Annotated in this window: 21 protein-coding genes; 8 read left to right on the plus strand and 13 right to left on the minus strand. The window is 68.5% G+C overall.

Annotation, left to right across the window (positions count from 1 at the left end; genetic code table 11):
• Positions 1-105: 105 nt before the first annotated feature.
• Positions 106-1041: a LysR substrate-binding domain-containing protein gene (locus ACF8LI_RS00465; RefSeq protein ID WP_193615942.1), complete on the minus strand. Its 936-nt coding sequence runs from the start codon at positions 1039-1041 to the stop codon at positions 106-108.
• A gap of 327 nt (positions 1042-1368) precedes the next feature.
• On the opposite strand from ACF8LI_RS00465, the gene ACF8LI_RS00470 reads away from it, so the two are divergent.
• From ACF8LI_RS00470 to ACF8LI_RS00480, 3 genes are read left to right on the plus strand one after another with little or no spacing between them, the layout of a single operon-like run.
• On the plus strand, positions 1369-1908 hold the full coding sequence (locus tag ACF8LI_RS00470) for a TRAP transporter small permease (RefSeq protein WP_016450270.1): 540 nt from the start codon (positions 1369-1371) through the stop codon (positions 1906-1908).
• Positions 1905-3203 carry a TRAP transporter large permease gene (locus ACF8LI_RS00475; RefSeq protein ID WP_016451794.1) on the plus strand — a complete coding sequence of 433 codons (1299 nt, stop codon included), beginning with the start codon at positions 1905-1907 and terminating at the stop codon, positions 3201-3203. Before ACF8LI_RS00470 ends, ACF8LI_RS00475 begins: the two co-directional genes overlap by 4 nt.
• A 32-nt stretch (positions 3204-3235) precedes the next feature.
• Positions 3236-4279 carry a DctP family TRAP transporter solute-binding subunit gene (locus tag ACF8LI_RS00480; RefSeq protein ID WP_392411635.1) on the plus strand — a complete coding sequence of 348 codons (1044 nt, stop codon included), beginning with the start codon at positions 3236-3238 and terminating at the stop codon, positions 4277-4279.
• 157 nt (positions 4280-4436) lie between these two features.
• Here the strand turns inward: ACF8LI_RS00480 and ACF8LI_RS00485 are convergent, their stop codons facing one another.
• The gene (locus tag ACF8LI_RS00485) at positions 4437-5093 is read right to left on the minus strand and encodes a TetR/AcrR family transcriptional regulator (protein WP_192367238.1); all 657 of its coding nucleotides are present in this window, start codon (positions 5091-5093) and stop codon (positions 4437-4439) included.
• 116 nt (positions 5094-5209) lie between these two features.
• Between ACF8LI_RS00485 and ACF8LI_RS00490 the strand changes: the two genes are divergently transcribed.
• Positions 5210-5650 carry a hypothetical protein gene (locus ACF8LI_RS00490; RefSeq protein WP_392411637.1) on the plus strand — a complete coding sequence of 147 codons (441 nt, stop codon included), beginning with the start codon at positions 5210-5212 and terminating at the stop codon, positions 5648-5650.
• Between the two features lie 8 nt (positions 5651-5658).
• Here ACF8LI_RS00490 and ACF8LI_RS00495 read toward each other — a convergent pair whose 3' ends face one another.
• The 7 genes from ACF8LI_RS00495 to ACF8LI_RS00525 all read right to left on the minus strand — a co-directional run bounded on the left by ACF8LI_RS00495 (position 5659) and on the right by ACF8LI_RS00525 (position 12945).
• Positions 5659-6606, minus strand: coding sequence for a 2-hydroxyacid dehydrogenase (locus tag ACF8LI_RS00495; RefSeq protein ID WP_016451798.1), 948 nt, complete (start codon positions 6604-6606; stop codon positions 5659-5661).
• Between the two features lie 79 nt (positions 6607-6685).
• Positions 6686-7648, minus strand: a complete 963-nt coding sequence (locus tag ACF8LI_RS00500; RefSeq protein WP_046986253.1) for a PDR/VanB family oxidoreductase — start codon at positions 7646-7648, stop codon at positions 6686-6688.
• 36 nt (positions 7649-7684) lie between these two features.
• Positions 7685-8761 carry an aromatic ring-hydroxylating dioxygenase subunit alpha gene (locus ACF8LI_RS00505; RefSeq protein ID WP_212645062.1) on the minus strand — a complete coding sequence of 359 codons (1077 nt, stop codon included), beginning with the start codon at positions 8759-8761 and terminating at the stop codon, positions 7685-7687.
• Between the two features lie 30 nt (positions 8762-8791).
• On the minus strand, positions 8792-10144 hold the full coding sequence (locus ACF8LI_RS00510; protein ID WP_016451801.1) for an MFS transporter: 1353 nt from the start codon (positions 10142-10144) through the stop codon (positions 8792-8794).
• Between the two features lie 254 nt (positions 10145-10398).
• A complete protein-coding gene (locus ACF8LI_RS00515) occupies positions 10399-10872 on the minus strand; it encodes a MarR family winged helix-turn-helix transcriptional regulator (protein WP_016446419.1) in 474 nt (157 codons plus the stop codon).
• 96 nt (positions 10873-10968) lie between these two features.
• Positions 10969-12060: an aromatic ring-hydroxylating dioxygenase subunit alpha gene (locus ACF8LI_RS00520; RefSeq protein ID WP_012203282.1), complete on the minus strand. Its 1092-nt coding sequence runs from the start codon at positions 12058-12060 to the stop codon at positions 10969-10971.
• 126 nt (positions 12061-12186) lie between these two features.
• On the minus strand, positions 12187-12945 hold the full coding sequence (locus ACF8LI_RS00525; RefSeq protein WP_016446420.1) for a GntR family transcriptional regulator: 759 nt from the start codon (positions 12943-12945) through the stop codon (positions 12187-12189).
• Between the two features lie 229 nt (positions 12946-13174).
• On the opposite strand from ACF8LI_RS00525, the gene ACF8LI_RS00530 reads away from it, so the two are divergent.
• Positions 13175-15067 (plus strand): S9 family peptidase, encoded by a 1893-nt coding sequence (locus tag ACF8LI_RS00530; RefSeq protein WP_126311349.1) that lies wholly within the window; start codon positions 13175-13177, stop codon positions 15065-15067.
• A gap of 52 nt (positions 15068-15119) precedes the next feature.
• Here the strand turns inward: ACF8LI_RS00530 and ACF8LI_RS00535 are convergent, their stop codons facing one another.
• On the minus strand, positions 15120-16946 hold the full coding sequence (locus tag ACF8LI_RS00535) for an ABCB family ABC transporter ATP-binding protein/permease (RefSeq protein ID WP_392411641.1): 1827 nt from the start codon (positions 16944-16946) through the stop codon (positions 15120-15122).
• A gap of 41 nt (positions 16947-16987) precedes the next feature.
• Here ACF8LI_RS00535 and ACF8LI_RS00540 point away from each other — a divergent pair, with 41 nt between their 5' ends.
• Positions 16988-17464 (plus strand): acyl-CoA thioesterase, encoded by a 477-nt coding sequence (locus tag ACF8LI_RS00540; RefSeq protein WP_012203278.1) that lies wholly within the window; start codon positions 16988-16990, stop codon positions 17462-17464.
• 75 nt (positions 17465-17539) lie between these two features.
• Here ACF8LI_RS00540 and ACF8LI_RS00545 read toward each other — a convergent pair whose 3' ends face one another.
• Positions 17540-18205: a polymer-forming cytoskeletal protein gene (locus ACF8LI_RS00545; protein ID WP_047217710.1), complete on the minus strand. Its 666-nt coding sequence runs from the start codon at positions 18203-18205 to the stop codon at positions 17540-17542.
• Between the two features lie 218 nt (positions 18206-18423).
• Between ACF8LI_RS00545 and ACF8LI_RS00550 the strand changes: the two genes are divergently transcribed.
• A complete protein-coding gene (locus ACF8LI_RS00550; protein ID WP_013804191.1) occupies positions 18424-18891 on the plus strand; it encodes a MarR family winged helix-turn-helix transcriptional regulator in 468 nt (155 codons plus the stop codon).
• On the plus strand, positions 18888-20267 hold the full coding sequence (locus ACF8LI_RS00555; RefSeq protein ID WP_392411643.1) for an MATE family efflux transporter: 1380 nt from the start codon (positions 18888-18890) through the stop codon (positions 20265-20267). The genes ACF8LI_RS00550 and ACF8LI_RS00555 overlap by 4 nt, the downstream gene beginning before the upstream one ends.
• A 41-nt stretch (positions 20268-20308) precedes the next feature.
• Here the strand turns inward: ACF8LI_RS00555 and ACF8LI_RS00560 are convergent, their stop codons facing one another.
• A complete protein-coding gene (locus ACF8LI_RS00560) occupies positions 20309-20809 on the minus strand; it encodes a thioesterase family protein (RefSeq protein WP_012203274.1) in 501 nt (166 codons plus the stop codon).
• On the minus strand, positions 20803-21597 hold the full coding sequence (locus tag ACF8LI_RS00565; protein ID WP_392411645.1) for an enoyl-CoA hydratase: 795 nt from the start codon (positions 21595-21597) through the stop codon (positions 20803-20805). Before ACF8LI_RS00565 ends, ACF8LI_RS00560 begins: the two co-directional genes overlap by 7 nt.
• Positions 21598-21601: the final 4 nt, after the last annotated feature.

A 21601-nucleotide genomic window follows, 5' to 3' on the forward strand; every position in this document is an offset into this window, starting at 1 on the left:
TAACCCATGCACCAAGTCGGTCTCTTGACGGGCTTTGCCATGCACCAGCGTGCAGCAAAAAGGGGCTCGAGAGCCCCTTTGTCTTCATGTGTGCCGCCTGGCGTGTCAGCCGATGGTCTCGCCCTGCTCCAGCAGGAAGTTCCACAGCGCGCCGGCCACGCCCTGGGGCGCATCCTTGCTGGTGGGTTTTTCGCGGTAGGCACGCACTTCCATGTCCATGCGGAAACCGTCGTCACCGGCAGGTGCGGCGCTGACCAGGCGGCCGGCCTCCAACTCGTTGCGCACGGCGCTGAATGGCAAAAAGGCCACGCCATGGCCTTCCAGCGCCATGGCCTTGAGGCCTTCGGCCATGTCGGTCTCGTAGACGCGCTCCAGGTGCACGGCCTCGGCCGCTTCCTTGAGGATGAGCTCCGTCACCCGGCCCAGATAGGCGCCGGGCGCATAGCCCAGATAAGGCAGCGGCTGGCCCTGGCGGCCCGGCAGCTGGTGCAGCGGCAGGCCGTCGGCGTCGGGCTTGGCGTAGGGGGCGAGCACCTCATGGCCCAGGCTGACCATCTCGTAGCGCGCCGGGTCAAGCTGGAAGGGCTGGGACGGATGGAAGTAGGCGATCAGCAGGTCGCAGCCGCCCTCGACCAGGCGCATCACGGCGTCGTGCACGTTGAGCGCGAACAGCCGGCTGCGGAACGGCCCGAACTTGGCCTGCACGCTGGAGACCCAGTTCGGGAAGAAGGTGAAGGCCAGCGTGTGCGGCACGGCAAACCCCACCATGCCCTTGCCCGCGCTGACGTGGGCCCGCAGCATGGTGCGCGTGCTCTGCAGCGACTGCAGCATCTCCAGCGCCTGGTCATACATGGTCTTGCCGGCCGGCGTGAGCCGGGTCGGGTAGGAGCTGCGGTCCACAAGGTCGGTGCCGGCCCAGGCCTCCAGTGCCTGGATGCGGCGCGAGAACGCAGGTTGCGTCACATGCCGCAGTTGGGCGGAGCGGCTGAAACTGCGTGTTTCAGCCAGGCTGACGAAATCTTCTAGCCATTTGGTTTCCATGCCCGCCATTATCCGCTGTGATGGAAGGCACCCCCTGAGCGGCTACGCCGCTTCCCCCTCTCTCTCCGGGAGGGGGACGGCACCCTCGGTGCGGGGCGGCCCTTCCTCGGTGCCTCCACGCCGGGGCATGCCCGTATCAACGTCCCGCATGGGCCGCCACACTGAGGAAACCGCCATCTGATGCGGCGCTCGTATGCGCACATAATGGCGCTGCGCCGCATTTACCCAATGTGACATTTTTTCCTCACGGCCCCCGGCACACGACGCCGAGGAAGCTCAGTGACTGCATCTGCCCCGCCATGTGTAATTTTCTGACTCCCCGCGTCCATGTCATCCCCTCCCACCGAAAACGGCGCCGCTGAGACGCCTTCCCAGCCGGACGAGCCGCGTTCGCTGCGCATCGAGGACTGGCTCACCGTGGTCATCATGGCCCTGCTGGCCCTGATCACCTTCGCCAATGTGCTGGTGCGCTACTTCACCTCCTCTTCCTTCGCGTGGACCGAGGAAATCTCGGTCTTCCTGATGATCCTGCTGGCCATGGTCGCGGGCTCGGCGGCCGTGGCGCGCAACGCCCACATCCGCATCGAATACTTCGCCGAAGGCGGCAGCGCCCTGCGCAGGAAGCGCCTGGCGCGCTTCGGCACGCTGATGGTGGCCCTGCTGTTCGCGGTGATCGCCGCACTGAGCGTGCGCGTGGTCTGGGACGACTACCGTTTCGAGGAAACCTCGCCCGGCATCGGCGTGCCGCAGTGGTGGTATTCGATGTGGCTGCCCATCTGCTCGGCGCTGATCACGCTGCGTGCGCTGCAACTGTTCCTGCGCCAGGGGCGCCCCGGCGCATTCGTGGACGAGGAGAAGGCGCCATGATCGCGACCCTGCTCTTCATCGCCTTCCTGGGCCTGATGCTCCTGGGCGTGCCCATCGGCGCGGCCCTGGGCCTGGCAGGAGCGGCCGCCATCGCGCTGGCCAGCCCCGACACGCAGTGGTTCGGCCTGCTGGCCGTGCCGCAGAACTTCTATGCCGGCCTGGGCAAGTACCCGCTGCTGGCGATTCCGATGTTCGTGCTCGTGGGCTCGATCTTCGACCGCTCTGGCGTGGCGCTGCGCCTGGTGAACTTCGCCGTGGCCATCGTGGGCCGTGGCCCCGGCATGCTGCCCCTGGTGGCGATTGCCGTGGCCATGTTCCTGGGCGGCATCTCGGGCTCGGGCCCGGCCAATGCCGCTGCCGTGGGCGGCGTGATGATCGCGGCCATGAGCCGCGCCGGCTATCCCGGCAGCTTCTCGGCCAGCGTGGTGGGCGCGGCTGCGGCCACCGACATCCTGATCCCGCCGTCCGTGGCCTTCATCATCTACTCGGTGCTGGTGCCCGGCGCCTCGGTGCCGGCGCTGTTTGCGGCCGGCATGATCCCCGGCATCCTGGCCGGCGTGGCGCTGATCGTTCCGGCCGTGTGGATGTCGCGCAGGCACAGGATGGGTGCGCTGGAATCGTCCATGCCGCGCCCGCCGTTCTGGCGTAGCCTGCGCGAGGCCTCCTGGGGCCTGGCCGCCCCGGTGCTGATCCTGGGCGGCATGCGCGCCGGCTGGTTCACCCCTACCGAGGCCGCCGTGGTGGCCGTGTTCTACGGCCTGTTCGTGGGCATGGTGATCCACCGCACCATCACGCTGCGCGACCTGTATCCCATCCTGCGCGAGGCCGGCGAGCTGTCGGCCGTGATCCTGCTGGTGGTGTCGCTGGCCGGCATCTTCGCGTTCTCGCTGTCCACGCTGGGCGTGATCGATCCGGTGGCCAAGGCCATCGTGGAATCGGGCCTGGGCGAGTACGGCGTGATGGCGCTGCTGATCCTGCTGCTGATCACCGTGGGCATGTTCCTGGACGGCATCTCCATCTTCCTGATCTTCGTGCCGCTGCTGCTGCCGATCATGCAGCACTACCACTGGGACCCGGTGTGGTTCGGCGTCATCCTCACGCTCAAGGTGGCGCTGGGCCAGTTCACGCCGCCGCTGGCCGTGAACCTGATGGTGTCCTGCCGCATCGCGGGCGTGCGCATGGAGTCCACCGTGCGCTGGGTCGGCCCCATGCTGCTGGCCATGTTCCTGGTGATGATCGCCGTGATCGCCTTCCCGCAGCTGGCTCTCTGGCTCCCAGCACGCCTGGGCTACTGATTTCCCAAAAATTCAACAAGGAGACCTTCGCAATGAAACTTCGCACTTTCCTCGCCAGCGGCCTGGCCGCAGCGGCGGCCCTGGCCCTTTCGTCCGCTTCCGCAGTGGCGCAGACACCGGCCAAGTACAAGAGCGAGTACCGCATGTCGCTGGTGCTGGGCACGGCCTTTCCCTGGGGCAAGGGCGGCGAGATCTGGGCCAACAAGGTGCGCGAGCGCACCAACGGCCGCATCAACATCAAGCTCTACCCGGGCGTGTCCCTGATCCAGGGCGACCAGACGCGCGAATTCAGCGCGCTGCGCCAGGGCGTGATCGACATGGCCGTGGGCTCCACGCTGAACTGGTCGCCCCAGATCAAGGAGCTGAACCTGTTCGCCCTGCCCTTCCTGATGCCCGACTACGCGGCCGCCGACGCGCTCACGCATGGCGAGCCCGGCAAGCGCCTGTTCCAGCGCCTGGACAAGGCCGGCGTGGTGCCGCTGGCCTGGGGCGAGAACGGCTACCGCGAGATCAGCAACTCCAAGCACGCCATCAAGACCCCTGCCGACCTCAAGGGCCTGAAGATCCGCGTCGTGGGCTCGCCGCTGTTCCTGGACACCTTCACCGCGCTGGGCGCCAACCCCACGCAGATGAGCTGGGCCGATGCCCAGCCCGCCATGGCCAGCGGCGCCGTGGACGGCCAGGAAAACCCCGTCTCGGTCTACATGGCCGCCAAGCTGCAGTCCGTGGGCCAGAAGCATCTGACGCTGTGGGGCTACATCAACGATCCGCTGATCTTCGTGGTCAACAAGGACATCTGGGCCACCTGGACCAAGGAAGACCAGGACATCGTGCGCCAGGCCGCCGTGGACGCGGCCAAGGAGCAGGTCATGATCGCGCGCAAGGGCATGATCGAGGCCGACAAGCCCCTGCTCAAGGACCTGGCCGCCAACGGCGTGACCGTGACCCAGCTCACGCCGGCCGAGCGCGAAGCCTTCGTCAAGGCCACGCGCCCCGTCTACGACAAGTGGAAGCAGCAGGTCGGCGCCGACCTGGTGGATGTGGCGGAGAAAGCCATTGCCGCGCGAACTCGTTAGAATGCTATCGGTTGATCGCACACTCCGGTAGAAGCAAAAGGCCCCGCTCTGCGGGGCCTTTTTTTCGCCCTCCTCCTGCGCAGGAACGGCCCGGGCCTCCGGCACGCCATCAACGAACGCCTTGCCCCCATGATGGCCTCGGCGAATGGAACAGCCTCTATGAGGCAGCAGCGCCGGCGCCCTGCACGCCACCCAGCAACATGTCTGTCCCCATCTCGCACAGCAGTTCCTCCAGTGCGCCCGAGGCAATCAGCGGCGAGGCCTCCAGCGAGGCGAAGCGCACCGTGCCCAGCACGGCCCGCGTGGCCACGTAAAGGCGCGCATAGGACAGCGAGGGGCCGCCCCAGCGCTGCAGGTGGGCGGCCATGCGCTCGGCGGTCTCGCGCATGGACAGGGCAATGCGCTCATCACCATCCTGGCGCCAGGCAAAGCGCGCCAGCTTGCGCCGCGCGGGCGTACGGCCCGCAAAGCCCTCGACGATGCAGGCGACCACGCCGCGCGCCACGGCCTCGCGCGGCAGGCCCTGCTCCGACGCCTGCTCCAGCCAGGCCTCGATGGCCGCGACGGCCGCACGGCGCTGGCCATCGACCATGGCACGGAAGACAGCCTGCTTGTCGGGGAAGTACTGGTAGAGCGTGCCGATGGAGACGCCTGCGCGCTCGGCAATGCGGTTGGTGGTGAGCGCGGCTTCGCCCTCCTTGACCAGAATCTGAGCTGCTGCCTGAAGAATGGCCTGCAGCGTGCGCTGCGCACGGGCCTGTACGGGCTGTCTTCTTCTCTGGGATTCAGTGGTAGCGGAGGTATGGGAGGGCATGCGGCAAAACCTGAGCACAAGGCGAGTTTTCTGCCCGGAGTTTAAGCACTACAGTGGCCGGCCATTGCAGCAAATCCCAAGGAATACACCATGAAGAAGCATCAGCACACCGGCGCGTGGGAAGCCCTGCCGTGAAGGGCGTGCAACTGCTGGCCCTGGCCGCCGCCCTGTTCGACACGGCGGCCGCGCTGGCCCACTTCGCCTGCATCGTCTGGGGGGGACGTGGGCTGCGGCTCATGGGTGCCGGCGAGCGCATGGCGCGCATGGCCGAGGCCGGGCACTGGTATCCGCCGCTGGTGTCGGCGGCCATCGGCGTGGTGCTGTCGCTGCTGGCGGGGTATGCGCTGGCAGGCGCGGGCCTGCTGGGTCCCCTGCCCTTCATGCGCCCGGTGCTGACCGGGGCCGGCCTGGTGCTGGTGGCGCGGGCCGCGGCCTTTCCGTGGCTGAAGCCGCGGTTCCCGGACAACAGCGACCGCTTCTGGCATGTGTCCTCGGCCATCTGCCTGGTCATGGGACTGCTGCACCTGGCAGCAGTTGCCGGGATGGCACAGGGCTGAATCCGGCCTCAGGCCGTGACCGGCGAGACCAGCGGGCGGCCTTCCAGGTGGCAGCGCATGTTGGCGATGAAGCGGTCCACCGAGGCCTGCACGGCTTCGGGCGACCAGCCGCCCACATGGGGCGTGAGCACCACGGCGTCCAGGTCCAGCAGTTCGGCCGGTGGCGCAGGTTCGCTTTCGTAGACATCCAGGCCCGCGCCAGCGAGGCGGCCTTCGCGCACGGCGGCGGCCAGGGCGGCGGTATCGACCACGCTGCCGCGCGCGATATTGACCAGGTGACCCTGCGGGCCCAGTGCGTCCAGCACCTGGGCGTTGACGAGATGGCGCGTACCCGGGCCGCCCGGCGTGGCGACCACCAGCACATCGGCCCACTGCGCCAGGGACAGCAGGTCGCCGAAGTAGCGGTGGGGCAGCCCGCTGCGCGGGCTGCGGTTGTGGTAGCCGATTTCCATCTCGAAGCCCAGCGCGCGCTGGGCGATCTTGGCGCCGATGGCGCCCATGCCCAGGATGCCCAGGCGCTTGTGCGAGACATTGGGCGGCAGCGGCATGGCGGTGCGCCAGACGCCGTCGCGCGTGGCGCGGTCCAGGCGCACCAGGCCGCGCACGGAGGCGATCAGCAGGCCCATGGCATGGTCGGCCACGCAGTCGTCATTGGTGCCTGCGCCATTGCCCACGGCAATGCCGTGGGCCTGCGCATGGGCGACATCGATGTTCTCGTAGCCCGCGCCCAGCGCGCAGACCAGCCTGAGGGCGGGCATGCGCTGCATCTGCGCGGCCGACAGGCCGATGGAGCCAATGGTCAGCACGGCCTGTATGCGCGTGCCGTGCTCGGCGATGGCGGCCTCGCACTGGGCGGCGTCGGGCGCGTAGAGCAGGTCGAAGGAGGGAAAGGCCTGGGCCATCTGGCGCAGATGGGCCTCGGTATTGAAGTTGAGGACGAGCAGGGCAGGTTGCATGGCAGGAAGGCGGCGCCCGCCGCCACAGGGCGGGCCTTGGGGGAAAACCTCATTGTGCGCCGGCCGGCCGGGTCCAGCGCTACAGGTCCAGCACCAGCCGGGCGGATTTGGCGCGCGAGCAGCAGGGCAGGAACTGGTCGCAGGCGGCCTGCTCGTCCTCGGTCAGGTACATGTCGCGGTGCTCGGGCTCGCCCGAGAGCACACGCGTGAGGCAGGTGCCGCACACGCCCTGCTCGCACGAGGTCTGCACCTCCACGCCGATGCCGGCCAGCGCCTGGACCACGGTCTGCTCGGGCGCCACGCGCACCACCTGGCCGGTGCTGGCGATCTCGATCTCGAACCCGGCATCGCCCTCGCGCTGCACGGCCTCGCCTGCAAAGAACTCGTAGTGCAGGCGGTCCTCGCTCCAGCCCGATGCGCGAGCCATGCCCAGGGCCGCGTCCATGAAGCCGCGTGGGCCACAGACATACAGGTGCAGGCCCGCCTGCGGGGCGCCCAGCAGCTGCGCCATGTCGAGCGCGCCCTCGCCATCCACATGCAGGTGCACGCGGTCGGCCCAGGGCATGGACTGCAGCAGGGCCGTGAAGGCCATGCGCTCGCGCGAACGCGCGCAGTAGTGCAGTTCGAAGTCGGCACCCTCGCGCGCCAGCTGGCGCGCCATGGCCAGCACGGGCGTGATGCCTATGCCGCCGGCCAGCAGCAGATGCCGTGCGGGCTGGCCCGCATGCAGCGCGAAGTGGTTGCGCGGCGCGCCGATGGCGATCTGCTGGCCTTCCTGCACCTGTTCGTGCACGGCGGCCGAACCGCCGCGCGAGGCGGCCTCGCGCAGCACGCCGACCACGTAGCGGCCCGTGTCCTGCGGGTCGTTGCACAGCGAGTACTGGCGCACCAGGCCGCCGGGCAGGTGCAGGTCGATGTGCGAGCCGGCCGTGAAGGCGGGCAGGCTTTCGCCGTCCAGCGGCACGAGTTCAAGGCTGCAGATGTCCTGCGCCTCGGCGCATTTGCGCGCGACGCGCACCTGGAGGATGGGGTTGGCTTGCATGGGAAGAAATCGCGGAAAGGGATGGGTTCGGAAAAATCAGGCCGCCGCCAGCGCCCGGGCGCTGGCCTCGCGCAGCCGGCTGATCACGCGGCGCGCGCGGTTGGGGCCGGCGTCCACGTGGATATCGATGACGGGGCGCGCGCCAAAGCGCTGCTGGTTGCGGAACTGGGCCTCGATGACGACCTTGTCCTCCTCGAAGGTGGCAGCCGTCTGGTCGATCACCAGGCGCGTGGTGTCCTGCATGTCGGGATGCGGGTTGGTGGCAATGGTCCAGAAGTAGTGGGCCGAATGCTCGGTCTCCGGCGTCACGCCGTGAAATCCCCGCATGTGAAAGCCCTCGCGCTGCGGATCGTCGAGCCGGCCGCTGCCTGCGTCCATGGCGCCGGTCCAGATGCACACGTGCGAGGGGTGGAACTCCACCTCCTGCCAGCGGTCGATGCGGCCCGCGAACGGCCAGGCCGCCGCATAGGTGGGCGGCGGGTCGGAGTCGGGCATCCAGCGCAGCACGGTGACGCTGTCCCCGTCCTGGCGGACCTGCAGCTCCGCATTCATGTGGATGCCGGCATTGCCGCCAATGGTCTTGAGGTGCACATAGCCCAGGTGGCTGAGGTCCAGCAGGTTGTCGTGGATGAGCTGGTAGGGCGCGTCGTAGTGGTAGACATCGCCGCCGAAGCGGTAGCGCGCATCCCCGTGCACGGGATAGGCGGGCGGCTCCTGCGCGGGCACGGAATCGGGCGTGGCGCCCATCCAGATCCAGAGGATCTGGTCACGCTCGCGCAGGTCGAAGGACTTGACGCAGGCCTTGGGCGGTATGCGCTGCTGGCCCGGAATCTCCAGGCACTGGCCGGCGCGGTCGAACAGCAGGCCGTGGTAGCCGCAGCGCAGGCCGCGCGCCTCCACCGTGCCGCAGGACAGCGGCAGCTCGCGGTGGCAGCAGCGGTCCTCCAGCGCGGCCACGCTGCCATCGAGCGTGCGAAACAGCACGACGGGCCGGCCCAGCAGGGTGCGTGCCAGTGGCGCGTCCTGCAGCTCCCAGGCAAAGCCGGCGACATACCACTGGTCCAGCGGGAAGGCAGGTGTGGAGGCAGGTGCAATGGTGGTGCATTCGGTCATGGAGTTCTCCTTCTTGTCTGCAAGTCGCGCTCAATGCGCCGACAGCGTGCGGCCCGTGGCTGCGGGCCTGCCGGCTTCGGGCCCCTGCAGCCGGTGCAGCGACACGATGCAGGCCGCGAACACGAAGGCCAGGCCATAGCCCACATAGAGCTGGCTGGGCGACCACGCGGCGTCCAGCAGCGAGCCCGCGACCATGGGCGAGACGATGGCGCCGATGCGCCCTATGCCTATGCCCCAGCCCACGCCGGTCACGCGCACCTCGCCGCCATAGACCATGGGCGCGATGGCATAGAGCCCGGCCACGCAGCCGTTGACGAAGACGCCGATCAGAAAAGCCAGCGCATACGACAGCAGCAGCGAGCCCGGATTGCTCACGATGAAGCACAGCAGCACGGCCGTGGCCAGCATGAAGCCGGCCAGCGCGCGGTGCACGGGATAGCGCGCCGCCAGCAGGCCCAGCAAGGTGGCGCCCAGGATGCCGCCCAGGCTCAGCAGCACCCCGCCGGTCACGCCCTGCTCGGGCGTGAGGCCCGAGGCGGCCAGCAGCTTGGGCGTCCAGCTCATGACGAAGTAAAAGCCGAACATCACCGCGAAGAACGACAGCCAGACCAGCAGCGTGGGCCGGCGCAGGCCCGGTGCGAACAGCTGCAGCGGGCCCCGCCGCGCCGGCCCCGCCGATGCGGGCGCGGCAGGCGGCAGCGCAGCCAATGCGGGCAGGCCCAGCCGCCCGACCAGGGCGTTGAGCCGCTGCAGCGCGCCGGCCGGGCGCCGCGCCAGCAGGAAGTCCATGGACTCGGGCAGTCGCCACCAGGCCAGGACCAGCACGCCCAGCGTCACGCAGCCGCCGAACAGGAAGACCGCGCGCCAGTCATGGCGCCCCAGCAGCCACACCGCGATGGAGCCGCCAATGCTGGCGCCCAGCGCGTAGCCCGTGGACTGCAGGGTGACGGCCAGGCTGCGCCAGCGCTGCGAGGCGTATTCGCTGGCGATCACGTTGCTGCAGGCCAGGATGCCGCCCACGCCCAGGCCCGTGAGCACGCGCAGCGCCGCCAGCTGCGTGGCGCTCTGGCTGAAGGCCGAGCCCAGCATGCCCACGCCCGAGAGGGCCAGGCAGGCCAGGATCAGCGGCCGGCGGCCCAGCCGGTCGGCCCAGGGCGCGATCAGCAGCGATCCGCCCGCCATGCCGAACAGGCCCGCACTGAGCAGAAAGCCCAGCTGGGCGCCGCTGAGCTGCCAGTGCGCCGACACGGCCGAGGCCGTGAACGCCATGACCAGGACGTCGAAGCCGTCGATCATGTTGAGCACCATGCACAGGGCTATGACCGACCACTGGAAGCGCGTCATGGGCCGCTGGTCGACGCTTGCACGCAGGTCGGCGCTCATGGCCGCAGCTCCCGCAACGGACAGTTGGACGATGCGGCGGCGCAAGGCCGCTGCAGCCATGGGACAGGGATAGAGGCAGTCATCGTGGGTCTCCTTGGGTTGAAGCTCTGTGGAAGCTTTCTTGTGTTCTCAGCACATCATTACGTATGCTGAATGTGATTCAGTTTACTGAATGAAAATTGGCGCCAGATACCGGGATTTCCCCGATCAGGCGGGGCCGCGCAGTCTCGGACGCGGAGGCGGCCGGGCCGCTGTCAGTCGGATGAGGAAGCGTCGAGGGCGTCGCGTGCGTCGTGCAACTGCACGAACTTGCGCAGCAGGCGCTTGAACTCGGCCTGCTCCTCGGGCTCCAGCGCGGCCAGCATGCGGTTGTGCAGTTCGTGCACATTCGGCACGAAGCCGCCCAGCATGGCCTCGCCCTCGGCCGTGAGCGTCAGGCGCCGCTGGCGCCGGGGCAGGATCTCGCGCAGCACCCAGCCCTTGGCCTCCAGTCGCGCCGCGATGTCGGCCGTGGTGGAGTTGTCCAGCGCCACCAGCCGCGCCAGCGTCACCTGGTCGATGCCCGGCTTTTCCTGCAGCATGCGCAGGATGGCGTACTGCACGGGCGTCACGTCCGGCCCCAGCACGTCGCGGAACAGCTGCGCCGCGATCTGCTGCGCGCGCCGGATCAGGTGGCCCGGCTGGTCGTAGAGGTCGATGGAAAGCGGATCGGAGGCGGAGTGGACCATCGGTGGCGGCAGGCCTTGCGGCCCTGGGGTTGAAGCCCGCCGAGATTACCCCATCCCCGGCGCCGGTCCTGGATGCGCGCCGGGCCATGGCCGGCCTCAGGCCACCGCGGCGGCAGGCTGGGCCGCTGCTGCGGCCACCGCCGCCGCCTGCTGTTCCTGCGCAATCCATTTGTCGATGACCTTGCGCGACTGCACGCCTCCCGCATCGATGTTGAGCTTGAGCAGCTTGCGGTCGGGGTGGGCACTGAGGTTGCGCTGCTGCAGCTCCAGCATCTGCAGGTCTTCGCTGAAGATCTTGTGCTGGCCCTCGCGTATGCGGTCGGTGACCTCGGCATCGCCCGGATTGAAGCGGCGCGCCATGCCCCAGAAGTACCACATGGACTCCTCGGTCTCCGGCGTGATGAAGTCCACCACCATGCTGTAGACCTTGTGCTCGTCGGGCGCGTCGTAGCCGCCGTGGCCTGCGTGGGCCACGCCGACCTCGATCAGCACATGGCTGGGCGGGGTGAAGCGGCAGACCTGCCAGCGGTCCACGGGCACATCGTCGGCCAGGCCGTTGCTGCGCAGCGCCATCTTCCAGAACGGGGGTGCGGGAATGTCGTTCATGAAGCGGCTGGTGACCACCTCGACATCGGCGCCCTCGCCGCGCGTCTCGGTCTTGCAGGGCGTCTCGTCGATCTCGGCCTGGCCGATGGAGCTGGCGTGCACATAGGTCTCGTGCGTCAGGTCCATGAGGTTGTCGATCATCAGCCGGTAGTCGGCCTGGATGTGGAACATGCCGCCGCCATAGGCCCATTCGGGGTTGTCGTGCCAGGGCAGCTTCGGGATGAGCGCGGCATCGGCCAGCGCCTTGTCGCCGGGCCAGACCCAGATGAAGCCATGGCGCTCCTCGACGGGATAGCTGCGGATCTCGGGGAAGCCGCGCACGCGCTGGCCCGGCATGGCAATGGTCTTGCCGTCGCAGCCCATCTCCAGCCCGTGGTAGCCGCAGACCAGCTTGCCCTCGCAGACAAAGCCCAGCGACAGGGGCGCGCCGCGGTGCGGGCAGAAATCCTCCACGGCGGCAATGCCGTGCTGCGCGCGGTAGAACGCGATGCGCTCGCCGCAGATGCGACGGCCCAGCGGCTTGTCCTGGATCTCATCGGACGTGGCGGCCACGTACCAGGTGTTCTTGGGAAATGTGCTCATGGGGGTCTCCTTTATGGGTGGGGTCCGCAGTCCTTGGCGCTGCGGTGGCTGGGGCGCAGGCGGCCGAGGCCGCCGGCGCACATCAAGGGCAGATCAAGCGCAGATCAAGCGCGGGTCAGACTCGAATCAGGCTCGGATCAACTGCACGCCAGGAACCGCATGGCTGCCGGGCTCGCTCACGGCTTCGCGCAGGTTGCGGCGCGCAATGCGCGAGTGCTCCTTCATCAGCGCCTCGGCCCGCGCGCCCTCGCGCGCGGCAATGGCGTCCAGCACCTGGCGGTGCTGGTCCTGGGCCACCATCAGGCTGTGGCGCGCACGCGGGGATTCGGCCCGCGCCAGCACAAAGCCCGAAGGCGAGGCGAAGGGCATGCGCACCACGCGCTCCAGCTCGCGCTGCATGACGCTGCTGCCGGCCATGGAATGCAGCAGGTCGTGGAATTCGGAGTTCAGCGCCACATAGCGCGAGAAGGCCTCATCGCCCCAGTCGGGCGTCTCCAGCACGCGGTCGATGGCATCCAGGCAGCGGCCGGCCTGCGCCAGCAGCGGCTCGGCCACGCCGCGCTCGGCCGCCCAGCGCGCGGCCAGGCCTTCCAGCGTGCCGCGCAGTTCGATGGCATCGGCCACATCGGCCTCGGAGAACAGCCGCACGCGGTAGCCGCGCCCGCCGGCCATGGCTTCGAGCAGGCCTTCCTGCTCCAGCCGCATCAGCGCGGCGCGCACCGGCGTGCGCGAGATGCCCAGGCGCTGCACCACGGTCAGCTCGGCGATGCGCTCGCCTGCGGGCAGTTCGCCCGCAAGAATCATCTCGCGCAGTTGCAGCTGGGCCTTGATGACCTGGGAATGGCTTTCCGGTTCGGAGGCGGCGGGGGCAAGCTGGGGGCTCATGGGGCTTTGTCTGGATGGAATGGCGTGAATGTATACATCCAAGGCGATTCATGGTGCACTTTTCCGCAAAAACACGGGAAAACACCAATCAAATGTATACAACCAATCCCATCAAAGACAGTGGCCCGCCTGTTTGTATACAGCGCCATGGCATCATGGCCGGCTCCCTTTTCCCCTGCCGCTGCAACCCAGGAGGTCACCCTTGCCGACGTTTTCCCGACACCCCGCCATGGCCGCCCACATCCTCAACCTGGCACGGGATGCCAGCGCCGATGCGCAGGCTCCGCAGGCCTATCCGATCAAGGACTTCTTCCGCAATCCGGAGCGCGGCTTCTTCCGCCTGGCCGATGACGGAAGCATGCTGGGCTTCATGCAGCCCGTCAGCGTGGACGGCCATCCGGCGCGCATGAATATCCATGTGCAGGCGCTGGAGGGCAGCACCCCTGTGGGCGAGCCGCGCCGCATCACGGCCGAGACCGAGCGCGACATCAGCAACTTCTTCTGGAAGGGCCCGGATGTAGTGCTCTACCAGAAGGACTTCGGCGGCGACGAGAACTTCCATGTGCTGGCGGTCAACGCGCGCAGCGGCGAAGCCACCGACCTGACGCCCTGGGAAGGCGTGCGCGCCAGCATCGAGGACGACCTGGAAGACGACCCCGACCATGTGCTGATCAGCCACAACCGGCGCGATGCCGAGGTCTTCGACGTGTACCGCGTGAACGTGCACACGGGGGCGGCGCAACTGGTGGCGCAGAACCCCGGCAACATCGTCGGCTGGCAGACCGACCACGCAGGCCGCGTGCGGGCCGCCGTGGCCAGCGACGGCCTGAACAGCGCCCTGCTCTACCGCGACGACGAGGCCGGCGAGTTCCAGCCCCTGATCACCACCGACTACCGCACCAGCGTCAGCCCGGCCTTCTTCACCTTCGACGACCAAAAGCTCTACGCCCTGTCCAACCGGGGCCGCGACAAGCTGGCCCTGGTGGTCATCGACCCGGCCCGGCCTGACGAGGAAGAGGAAATCTTCGTGCCCGAGGAAGTCGATCTGGGCGCGGCGGCCTATTCGCGCAAGCGCCGCGTGCTGACCCTGGCCGCCTACCAGACCGACAAGCCGCAGTACCGCTTCTTCGATGCCGAGACCGAAGCCCTGTACGGCCGGCTGGCTGCGCAGTTGCCGGGCTACGACTTCGCCATCCAGGGCGCCAACCGCGCCGAGGACAAGTTCATCGTCGCCGCCTTCAACGACCGCACGCCGGGCGCGCGCTACATCTACGACGCGGCCGCCGATGCGCTGACCAAGCTGGCCGACATCAACCCGGCCATCCCCGAGTCCGCCATGTCGCGCGTGCAGCCCGTCAGCTACACCAGCCGCGACGGCCTGACCATCCACGGCTACCTGACCCTGCCGGCCGGCCGCGAGCCCAGGAACCTGGCCTGCATCATCAACCCGCACGGCGGCCCCTGGGCCCGCGACGGCTGGGGCTACAACCCCGAGGTGCAGTTCCTGGCCAACCGGGGCTTTTGCGTGCTGCAGGTGAATTTCCGGGGCTCCACGGGCTATGGCCGCGCGTTCTGGGAAGCGGGATTCGGCCAATGGGGCCTGAAGATGCAGGACGACATCACCGATGGCGTGCACTGGCTGATCGACCAGGGCATTGCCGACCCTGCGCGCATCGGCATCTACGGCGGCAGCTATGGCGGCTATGCCACGCTGGCCGGCGTAGCCTTCACGCCCGACCTGTATGCGGCGGCCGTGGACTATGTGGGCGTGTCCAACCTGTTCACCTTCATGAAGACCATTCCGCCCTACTGGAAGCCGCTGCTGGACCAGATGCACGCCATGGTGGGCGATCCCGAGCGCGACAGGGAGCGCCTGGCCGCCACCTCGCCGGCCCTGCATGTGGACCGCATCAAGGCGCCGCTGTTCATCGCCCAGGGCGCGCGCGATCCGCGCGTGAACAAGGACGAGAGCGACCAGGTGGTGAAGGCGCTGCGCGAGCGCGGCGTCGAGGTGCAGTACATGGTCAAGGACAACGAGGGCCACGGCTTTCACAACGACGAGAACAAGTTCGAGTTCTACGAGGCCATGGAGCAGTTCCTGGTCACGCACCTCAAGCCCTGAAGCCGTCCAGGCGCCCGGCCACCCGGCCACCCAGTCCCTCGGCCGCCCCGCGCTACAGCACGGCGGGCTCCCCGCTTTGCTGCAGCGCCCACATGTCCGCATAGCGCCCGCCCGCCGCGACCAGCTGGCCGTGGGTGCCGCGCTCGACGATGCGGCCCGCCTCCATGACCAGGATCTCGTGCGCATCGACCACGGTGGACAGGCGGTGGGCAATCACCAGCGCCGTCTTGTTGCGCGCGGCGCTTTGCAACTCGGCCTGGATGGCGCGCTCGTTGGCCGAGTCCAGCGCCGACGTCGCCTCGTCGAAGATCAGGATGGGCGGGTCCTTGAGCAGGGTGCGCGCAATCGCCACCCGCTGCTTTTCGCCGCCCGACAGCTTCAGGCCGCGCTCGCCCACGCGCGTGGCATAGCCCTGGGGCGTGGCCTCGATGAAGTCGTGGATGCGCGCGGCGCGCGCGGCCGCCACCACCTGCTCGCGGCTGGCGCCAGGGCGGCCGTAGGCGATGTTGTATTCCACCGTGTCGTTGAACAGCACCGTGTCCTGCGGCACGATGCCCACGGCGCCGCGCACGCTGTCCTGGGTCAGCTCGCGCAGGTCGTGCCCGGCGATGCGCACATGGCCGGACTGCACGTCGTAGAAGCGGAAGATCAGCCGCGCCAGCGTGCTCTTGCCCGAGCCCGAAGGGCCGACCACGGCCACGGTCTTGCCGGCGGGAATGGTGAAGCTCACGTCCTTGAGGATGGGCCGCTCGGGGTCATAGGCGAAGTCCACATGCTCGAAGCGCAGCTCGGGCGGTGCGCCATGGGTCTGCAGCGGCTGGGCGCCGGGCGCGTCGGCCACCTCGCGTTCCTTGTCCATGAGGGTGAACATGCGCTCCAGGTCGGTCAGGCTCTGCTTGATCTCGCGGTAGATCACGCCCAGAAAGCCCAGTGGAATGTAGAGCTGGATCATGAAGGCGTTGACCATGACCAGGTCGCCCAGCGACAGGCGGCCATCCACCACGCCCTGCGTGGCCCGCCAGAGGATGGCGACCAGGGCCGTGGCGATGATCAGCTGCTGCCCGCAGTTGAGCAGGCTCAGCGTGCTCTGGCTCTTGAGGCGCACGCGGCGCAGCGCCTCCAGGTTCTCGTCGTAGCGCCGCGCCTCGAAGCCCTCGTTGCCGAAGTACTTGACGGTCTCGTAGTTCAGCAGCGAGTCGATGGCCTTGGTGTGCGCCGCCGACTCCTGGGCATTGGCCTCGCGCCGAAAGCGCGTGCGCCACTCGGTCACCGTGACCGTGAACGTGATGTAGAACACCAGCGCCGCCAGCGTGATGGCCGCGAACCAGATGTCGAAGCGCAGCGCCAGGATGCCCAGCACCAGCGCCATCTCGATGAAGGTGGGCAGGATGCTGTAGAGCGAATACGAGATCAGCGACTCGGTGCTGCGCACGCCGCGCTCGATGTCGCGCGTCATGCCGCCGGTCTGGCGCTCCAGGTGAAAGCGCAGGCTCAGCGCATGCAGGTGCTCGAAGGTGGACAGCGCAATCGCGCGCGAGGCACCCTGCGTGGCCTTGGCAAAGACCAGGTCGCGCAGCTCGGTGAACAGCGAACTGGAAAAGCGCAGCAGCCCGTAGACCAGCAGCAGGGCCACGGGCACGACGAGCACCGCGCGGGCATCGCCGGCCTTCAGATCCAGCGCATCGACCAGGTGCTTCAACAACACCGGCACGCCCACGTTGGCGAGCTTGGCCCCGATCATGAAGCCCAGCGCCGCCAGCACGCGCCACTTGTATTGCCACAGGTAGGGCAGCAGGCGCCGCAGCGCGTTCCAGTCCCGCGACGGTGCCGGGGTTGGGACTAAGGGTAAATCCGTAGGGGAAGCGCTCTCGCGTCGCATGAAAGACAATTCTCGGTTGTTATATTGACCCGATTGTGCCCATGCCACCCCGCCCAGACCTCCCGCCCCATCCCTTGCCCGCAGACAAGGAGCTGGTTCTCAAGGTCATTCCCATGCCCGCCGATGTCAACGCCAATGGCGACATCTTCGGCGGCTGGGTCATGGCGCAGGTCGACTTGGCAGGTTCGGTGCTGCCCTCGCGCCTGGGCCAGAGCCGCATGGTCACCGTGGCCGTGAACGAGTTCATCTTCAAGCAGCCCGTGCGTGTGGGCGACATCCTGTCGTTCTACTCCAGCGTGCAGCGCGTGGGCCGCACCTCGGTCACGGTCGATGTCGAGGTCTATGCCGAGCGCTTTGCCGACCAGGGCCGCTTCGTCAAGGTGACCGAGGCCCTGCTGACCTACGTGGCCATCGACGGCCAGGGCAAGCCCCAGTCGCTGCCGGACAACGACCAGGTGCGTTCCTGGCGCGCAGCGGCCGAGCGCAATGCAGAACGCAAGCAGCAGCAGGCCGGCTGAACCCGCCCCACTTCTGCAGCCATGAAAAAAGCGACCTTTGCAGGTCGCTTTTTCATTTCCGGCAGCAGAGATCGCTCATGCCAGCGACGGCGTGACGCGCGGCTGCAGCGAGGCCGCTGCGGTGGCCGCAGCCAGGGCCGCGGAACTGCTGGCGGCGCTGTCGCTGGAGACGGCCGACGAGGAAGAGGACAGGCTGGAGGCGCTGGACGCCACGGCCGAACCCGAAGATGAACGCGGCGAGGAGCCGGCCTCGATCTGGCCCGTGAGCTCGCCGCCCTCTTCGATAACCACCTTGCCGTAGCGGATCTTTCCGCTGACCTTGCCCGTGCCGTAGATGACCAGCTTCTCGCGCACGGTCAGCGTGCCGTCGAACACGCCATGGATCTCGGCGATGTCGATTTCGGCCGTGCCGTGGAAGGCACCCTGCTCGGCGATCTGGATCACGCGCGAGTCCATGGTGGCTTCCACCGTGCCTTCGACGACCAGCGTGTCGCAGTCGGTGATCTCCACGCCCTTGAGCTTGATATTGGGGCCTACGGTGAGCTTGCTGCCCTGGGAGTCCTGAGCCACGGCCGATGCCTGGCGCTGGGCGGTCGACGGACTTGTCACGCTGGAGCTGGGCGTGACGGCACCGGAGGGGCTGCCCCCCGTACCGGTGGCGCCTATGCCGCTGCCCAGGGTGTTGCGGGAGGTGAAAGCATCGTTGTCGCGCTTGCCAAAGAACGGGTTCTGAACAGCCATGGGTGGGTCTCCTTCGGAAAAATCCGATGCTACGCACACGAACTGGCAACAAATGCCGGCATCTCGCAAGAAAAGTAACCAGATGGTTCTCCCGTTTCATGTGCTTGCAAGCCTTTCTCGATCACACACCGCGCATGCGCAGGTCGCGCAGCGGACATGCGCAAATCAATAGGTGCATCTACACTCATTTCCATTCCAGGCCACCTGCCCCACGCCCCATGACCTCCTCCACCTCAAGCGCCGCCAGTCCGGTCTGCACCTGCTTCATGGTGCGCAGCCTGTCGCGCAAGATCTCCCAGCTCTATGACGACACGCTCGCGCCCAGCGGCCTGCGCGGCACGCAGTTCAGCCTGCTGGTGCAGGCGCGCAATGCGCCCGACGGCCCGCCCACGGTCTCGGCCCTGGCCGAGCAGCTGCACACCGACCGCACGACGATGACGCGCAATCTGCGCACGCTGCAGCAGGCCGGCTTCATCGACCTGGTTCCCGGCGCGGATGCGCGCAGCCGCTGCGTGGTGGTCACGCCCGAAGGCCGCGCCCGCATCCGCGAGGCTGCCGCCCTGTGGCGCCAGGCCCAGCAGCGCGTGCGCGAGCTGTGCGGCAGCGAGCAGATCGGCGCGCTGGAAAGTCTGGTGCTGGGCATGCTGCCCGTGCTGGAAACCGCCACGCAGGAGAGCGCGGAATGAGCGCCGCCCTGTCCTCCGCAGCCCCTGGCGCTGCGGCCAGCGGGTCCGCGCATCCGTTGGTCAGTGGCCCCATCGCCTCCACCCTGGTGCGCCTGGCCGTGCCCAACATGGTGGCGCTGAGCATGTCGGTGCTGGTCGCCGTGGCCGAGACCTACTACGTAGGGCAGCTGGGAACCGTATCGCTGGCGGCCATGGCCCTGGTGTTTCCGCTGGCCATGCTCACGCAGATGATGAGCAACGGTGCCATGGGCAGCGGCGTGTCTTCGGCCATCAGCCGCGCGCTGGGCGCGGGCGACGGCGCGCGTGCCTCGGCACTGGCCCTGCACGCCATCGTCATCGGCACCATCGCAGGCCTGCTGTACTCGCTCATCTTCGTGCTCTGCGGCGCCACCTTCTACAGCTGGCTGGGCGGGCGCGGCGAGGTGCTGGCAGCGGCCACAGGCTTTGGCGCCGTGCTGTTCAGCGGCGCCATCCTGGTGTGGCTGTGCAATACGCTGGCATCGGTGGTGCGGGGCACGGGCAATATGCGCATGCCGTCGGCCGTGATCTTTGCGGCCTCGCTGGTGCAGATCGTGGTGGGCGGCACGCTGGGGCTGGGCCTGGGACCCATGCCGCGCTGGGGCATGCCGGGCGTGGCCGTGGGCAACATCGTGGCCATGGCACTGGCCGTCGCAGTCTTCCTGGCCTATCTGCGTTGGGGCCAGCAGCGCCTGCAACTGGACTGGCGCAGGCCCCGCCTGGCCTGGCCCATGTTCCGCGACATCCTGCGCGTGGGCGCCCTCGCCTGCCTGTCCCCCGTGCAAACGGCGCTGGCCGCGCTGCTGCTGACAGGCATGGTCGCCCGCCTGGGCCCGCTGGCACTGGCCGGCTACGGCATTGGCCAGCGGCTGGAGTTCCTGCTGATCCCCATGGCCTTCGGCGTCGGCATGGCCGCCGTGCCCATGGTGGGCATGGCCATGGGCGCCGGCCAAGTGGCGCGCGCGCGCCGCGTGGCCTGGTCGGGCGGCGCCATGGCAGCGGCCCTGCTGGGCGTACTGGGCCTGGTGGTCATGGTCTGGCCGCAGTTGTGGTCGGGCATTTTCACCGGCGACCCGGCCGTGCGCGCCTACGCCGACCTCTACCTGCGCACCGTGGGCCCGGCCTTCGGGCTGTTCGGCCTGGGACTGGTGCTGTACTTCGCCTCCCTGGGCGCAGGCCGCGTCTGGGCACCCGTGCTGGCCGGCACGGTGCGCCTGCTGATCGTGGTGGTGGGCGGCGGCTGGCTCATGTCCAGCGGCCTGGGCAGTGCCCAGTCGCTGTTCATCCTGGTCGCCGTGGCCATGGCCGCCTATGGCGCAGGCACGGCCTGGGCCGTGTGGCGCGCGCGCTGGGGGTGAAGACACGCAAAAAAGAAGGCCCGCAGTCAGCGGGCCATGCATCAAGAAACGATGTACGCCGCCGTCCCCGTGGACAGCAAGCTGCCATCGGCCCCCAGGAATTCCATGCGCGTGTTGGCCACGCGCGAGCCCAGCCGCAGCACCTCGGCGCGCAGGATGAATTCGCTGCCGATGCCGGGGCGCAGGTAGTCCACGCGCAGGTCGATGGTGCCCAGGCGCGAGAAGCGGTGCAGGCGCTGCAGCGGTGCGTCGTCCATGTGCTTGGCGCCGATGGCCGCCATGACGGCCAGGCCGCCCATGGAGTCCAGGCCGGCGCTGATCACGCCGCCGTGGATGCGCTGGTAGGCGGCGTGGCCTATGAGCTCGGGCCGCATGGTGATGCGGCCTTCAACCCGCTCGGGCAGCACTTCGGTGATGCGCAGGCCCAGCACCTGGTTGAAGGCGATCTGGCGCTCGAACACCTCGCGCAGCCCGGCGATGAACTCGGGCTCGAACTGCACGGGCGCCTCGGAGGCCTCGGAGGCCTTCGTGGATTTCAGCACTGGCTGAAGTCCGGCTTGCGCTTCTCCATGAACGCGGTGAACGCCTCCTTGGCAGCAGGCCCGCCCATCAGCTTGCCGAAGCTCGCGCCCTCCTCGGCCATGCGCTCGCGCACCAGGCCGGACTGGCCGGCCTTCATGAGGCGCTTGGTCTCGATCAGGGCCGACAGCGGCTTGGCGGCCAGCTTCCTGGCCTGGGCCTGGGCCAGCGCATTGCATTCGCTGGGCGGCACGACGCGGTTGACCAGGCCCACTTCCAGGGCGGCCTCGGCCAGGAAGGGCTCGCCCAGCAGCAGGGCCTCGGCCGCGCGGTGGTAGCCGAGCATCTGGGGCAGCAGCAGGCTGGAGGCCGCTTCGGGGCACAGGCCCAGGTTCACGAAGGGCAGCGAGAAAGCCGCGTTGTCGCCCGCATAGACCAGGTCGCAGTGCAGCAGCAAGGTCGTGCCGATGCCCACGGCCGGGCCGCAGACGGCGGCGATCACGGGCTTGGGAAAGGCGGCGATGTTGTGCAGGAAGCGCCAGACGGGGCGCTGCTCGCCCTCCGGCCTGGCGGCGACGCCGGCCGACTGCTTGAGGAAGTCGGCAATGTCGTTGCCCGCGCTGAAGATGGCCATGTCGCCCTGGAAGACCACGCAGCGCACGGCGGCGTCTTCGCCGGCCTGGGCCAGCGCATCGGCCATGCTGGCGTACATGGCCTCGGTGATGGAGTTCTTCTTGTCTGCGCGGTTGAAGGTGATGGTGCAGACACCGGCTTCGGTGTGCACGAGGATGTCCTGGGTGGTTTCGCTCATGATG

This window comes from Delftia sp. WSY_12, from assembly GCF_043104645.1.
Taxonomy (GTDB): Bacteria; Pseudomonadota; Gammaproteobacteria; order Burkholderiales; family Burkholderiaceae_C; genus Comamonas; species Comamonas tsuruhatensis.

Excerpts from the sequence above, each read along its gene's own strand:
- ACF8LI_RS00555 (WP_392411643.1), top strand. The coding sequence starts at position 18,888 with ATGAGCGCCGCCCTGTCCTCCGCAGCCCCTGGCGCTGCGGCCAGCGGG.
- ACF8LI_RS00480 (WP_392411635.1), top strand. The coding sequence starts at position 3,236 with ATGAAACTTCGCACTTTCCTCGCCAGCGGCCTGGCCGCAGCGGCGGCC.
- ACF8LI_RS00495 (WP_016451798.1), bottom strand. The coding sequence starts at position 6,606 with ATGCAACCTGCCCTGCTCGTCCTCAACTTCAATACCGAGGCCCATCTG.
- ACF8LI_RS00505 (WP_212645062.1), bottom strand. The coding sequence starts at position 8,761 with ATGACCGAATGCACCACCATTGCACCTGCCTCCACACCTGCCTTCCCG.
- ACF8LI_RS00540 (WP_012203278.1), top strand. The coding sequence starts at position 16,988 with ATGCCACCCCGCCCAGACCTCCCGCCCCATCCCTTGCCCGCAGACAAG.
- ACF8LI_RS00550 (WP_013804191.1), top strand. The coding sequence starts at position 18,424 with ATGACCTCCTCCACCTCAAGCGCCGCCAGTCCGGTCTGCACCTGCTTC.
- ACF8LI_RS00465 (WP_193615942.1), bottom strand. The coding sequence starts at position 1,041 with ATGGAAACCAAATGGCTAGAAGATTTCGTCAGCCTGGCTGAAACACGC.
- ACF8LI_RS00500 (WP_046986253.1), bottom strand. The coding sequence starts at position 7,648 with ATGCAAGCCAACCCCATCCTCCAGGTGCGCGTCGCGCGCAAATGCGCC.
- ACF8LI_RS00525 (WP_016446420.1), bottom strand. The coding sequence starts at position 12,945 with ATGAGCCCCCAGCTTGCCCCCGCCGCCTCCGAACCGGAAAGCCATTCC.
- ACF8LI_RS00565 (WP_392411645.1), bottom strand. The coding sequence starts at position 21,597 with ATGAGCGAAACCACCCAGGACATCCTCGTGCACACCGAAGCCGGTGTC.
- ACF8LI_RS00520 (WP_012203282.1), bottom strand. The coding sequence starts at position 12,060 with ATGAGCACATTTCCCAAGAACACCTGGTACGTGGCCGCCACGTCCGAT.
- ACF8LI_RS00475 (WP_016451794.1), top strand. The coding sequence starts at position 1,905 with ATGATCGCGACCCTGCTCTTCATCGCCTTCCTGGGCCTGATGCTCCTG.
- ACF8LI_RS00535 (WP_392411641.1), bottom strand. The coding sequence starts at position 16,946 with ATGCGACGCGAGAGCGCTTCCCCTACGGATTTACCCTTAGTCCCAACC.
- ACF8LI_RS00530 (WP_126311349.1), top strand. The coding sequence starts at position 13,175 with ATGGCCGCCCACATCCTCAACCTGGCACGGGATGCCAGCGCCGATGCG.
- ACF8LI_RS00515 (WP_016446419.1), bottom strand. The coding sequence starts at position 10,872 with ATGGTCCACTCCGCCTCCGATCCGCTTTCCATCGACCTCTACGACCAG.
- ACF8LI_RS00470 (WP_016450270.1), top strand. The coding sequence starts at position 1,369 with ATGTCATCCCCTCCCACCGAAAACGGCGCCGCTGAGACGCCTTCCCAG.
- ACF8LI_RS00485 (WP_192367238.1), bottom strand. The coding sequence starts at position 5,093 with ATGCCCTCCCATACCTCCGCTACCACTGAATCCCAGAGAAGAAGACAG.
- ACF8LI_RS00510 (WP_016451801.1), bottom strand. The coding sequence starts at position 10,144 with ATGAGCGCCGACCTGCGTGCAAGCGTCGACCAGCGGCCCATGACGCGC.
- ACF8LI_RS00545 (WP_047217710.1), bottom strand. The coding sequence starts at position 18,205 with ATGGCTGTTCAGAACCCGTTCTTTGGCAAGCGCGACAACGATGCTTTC.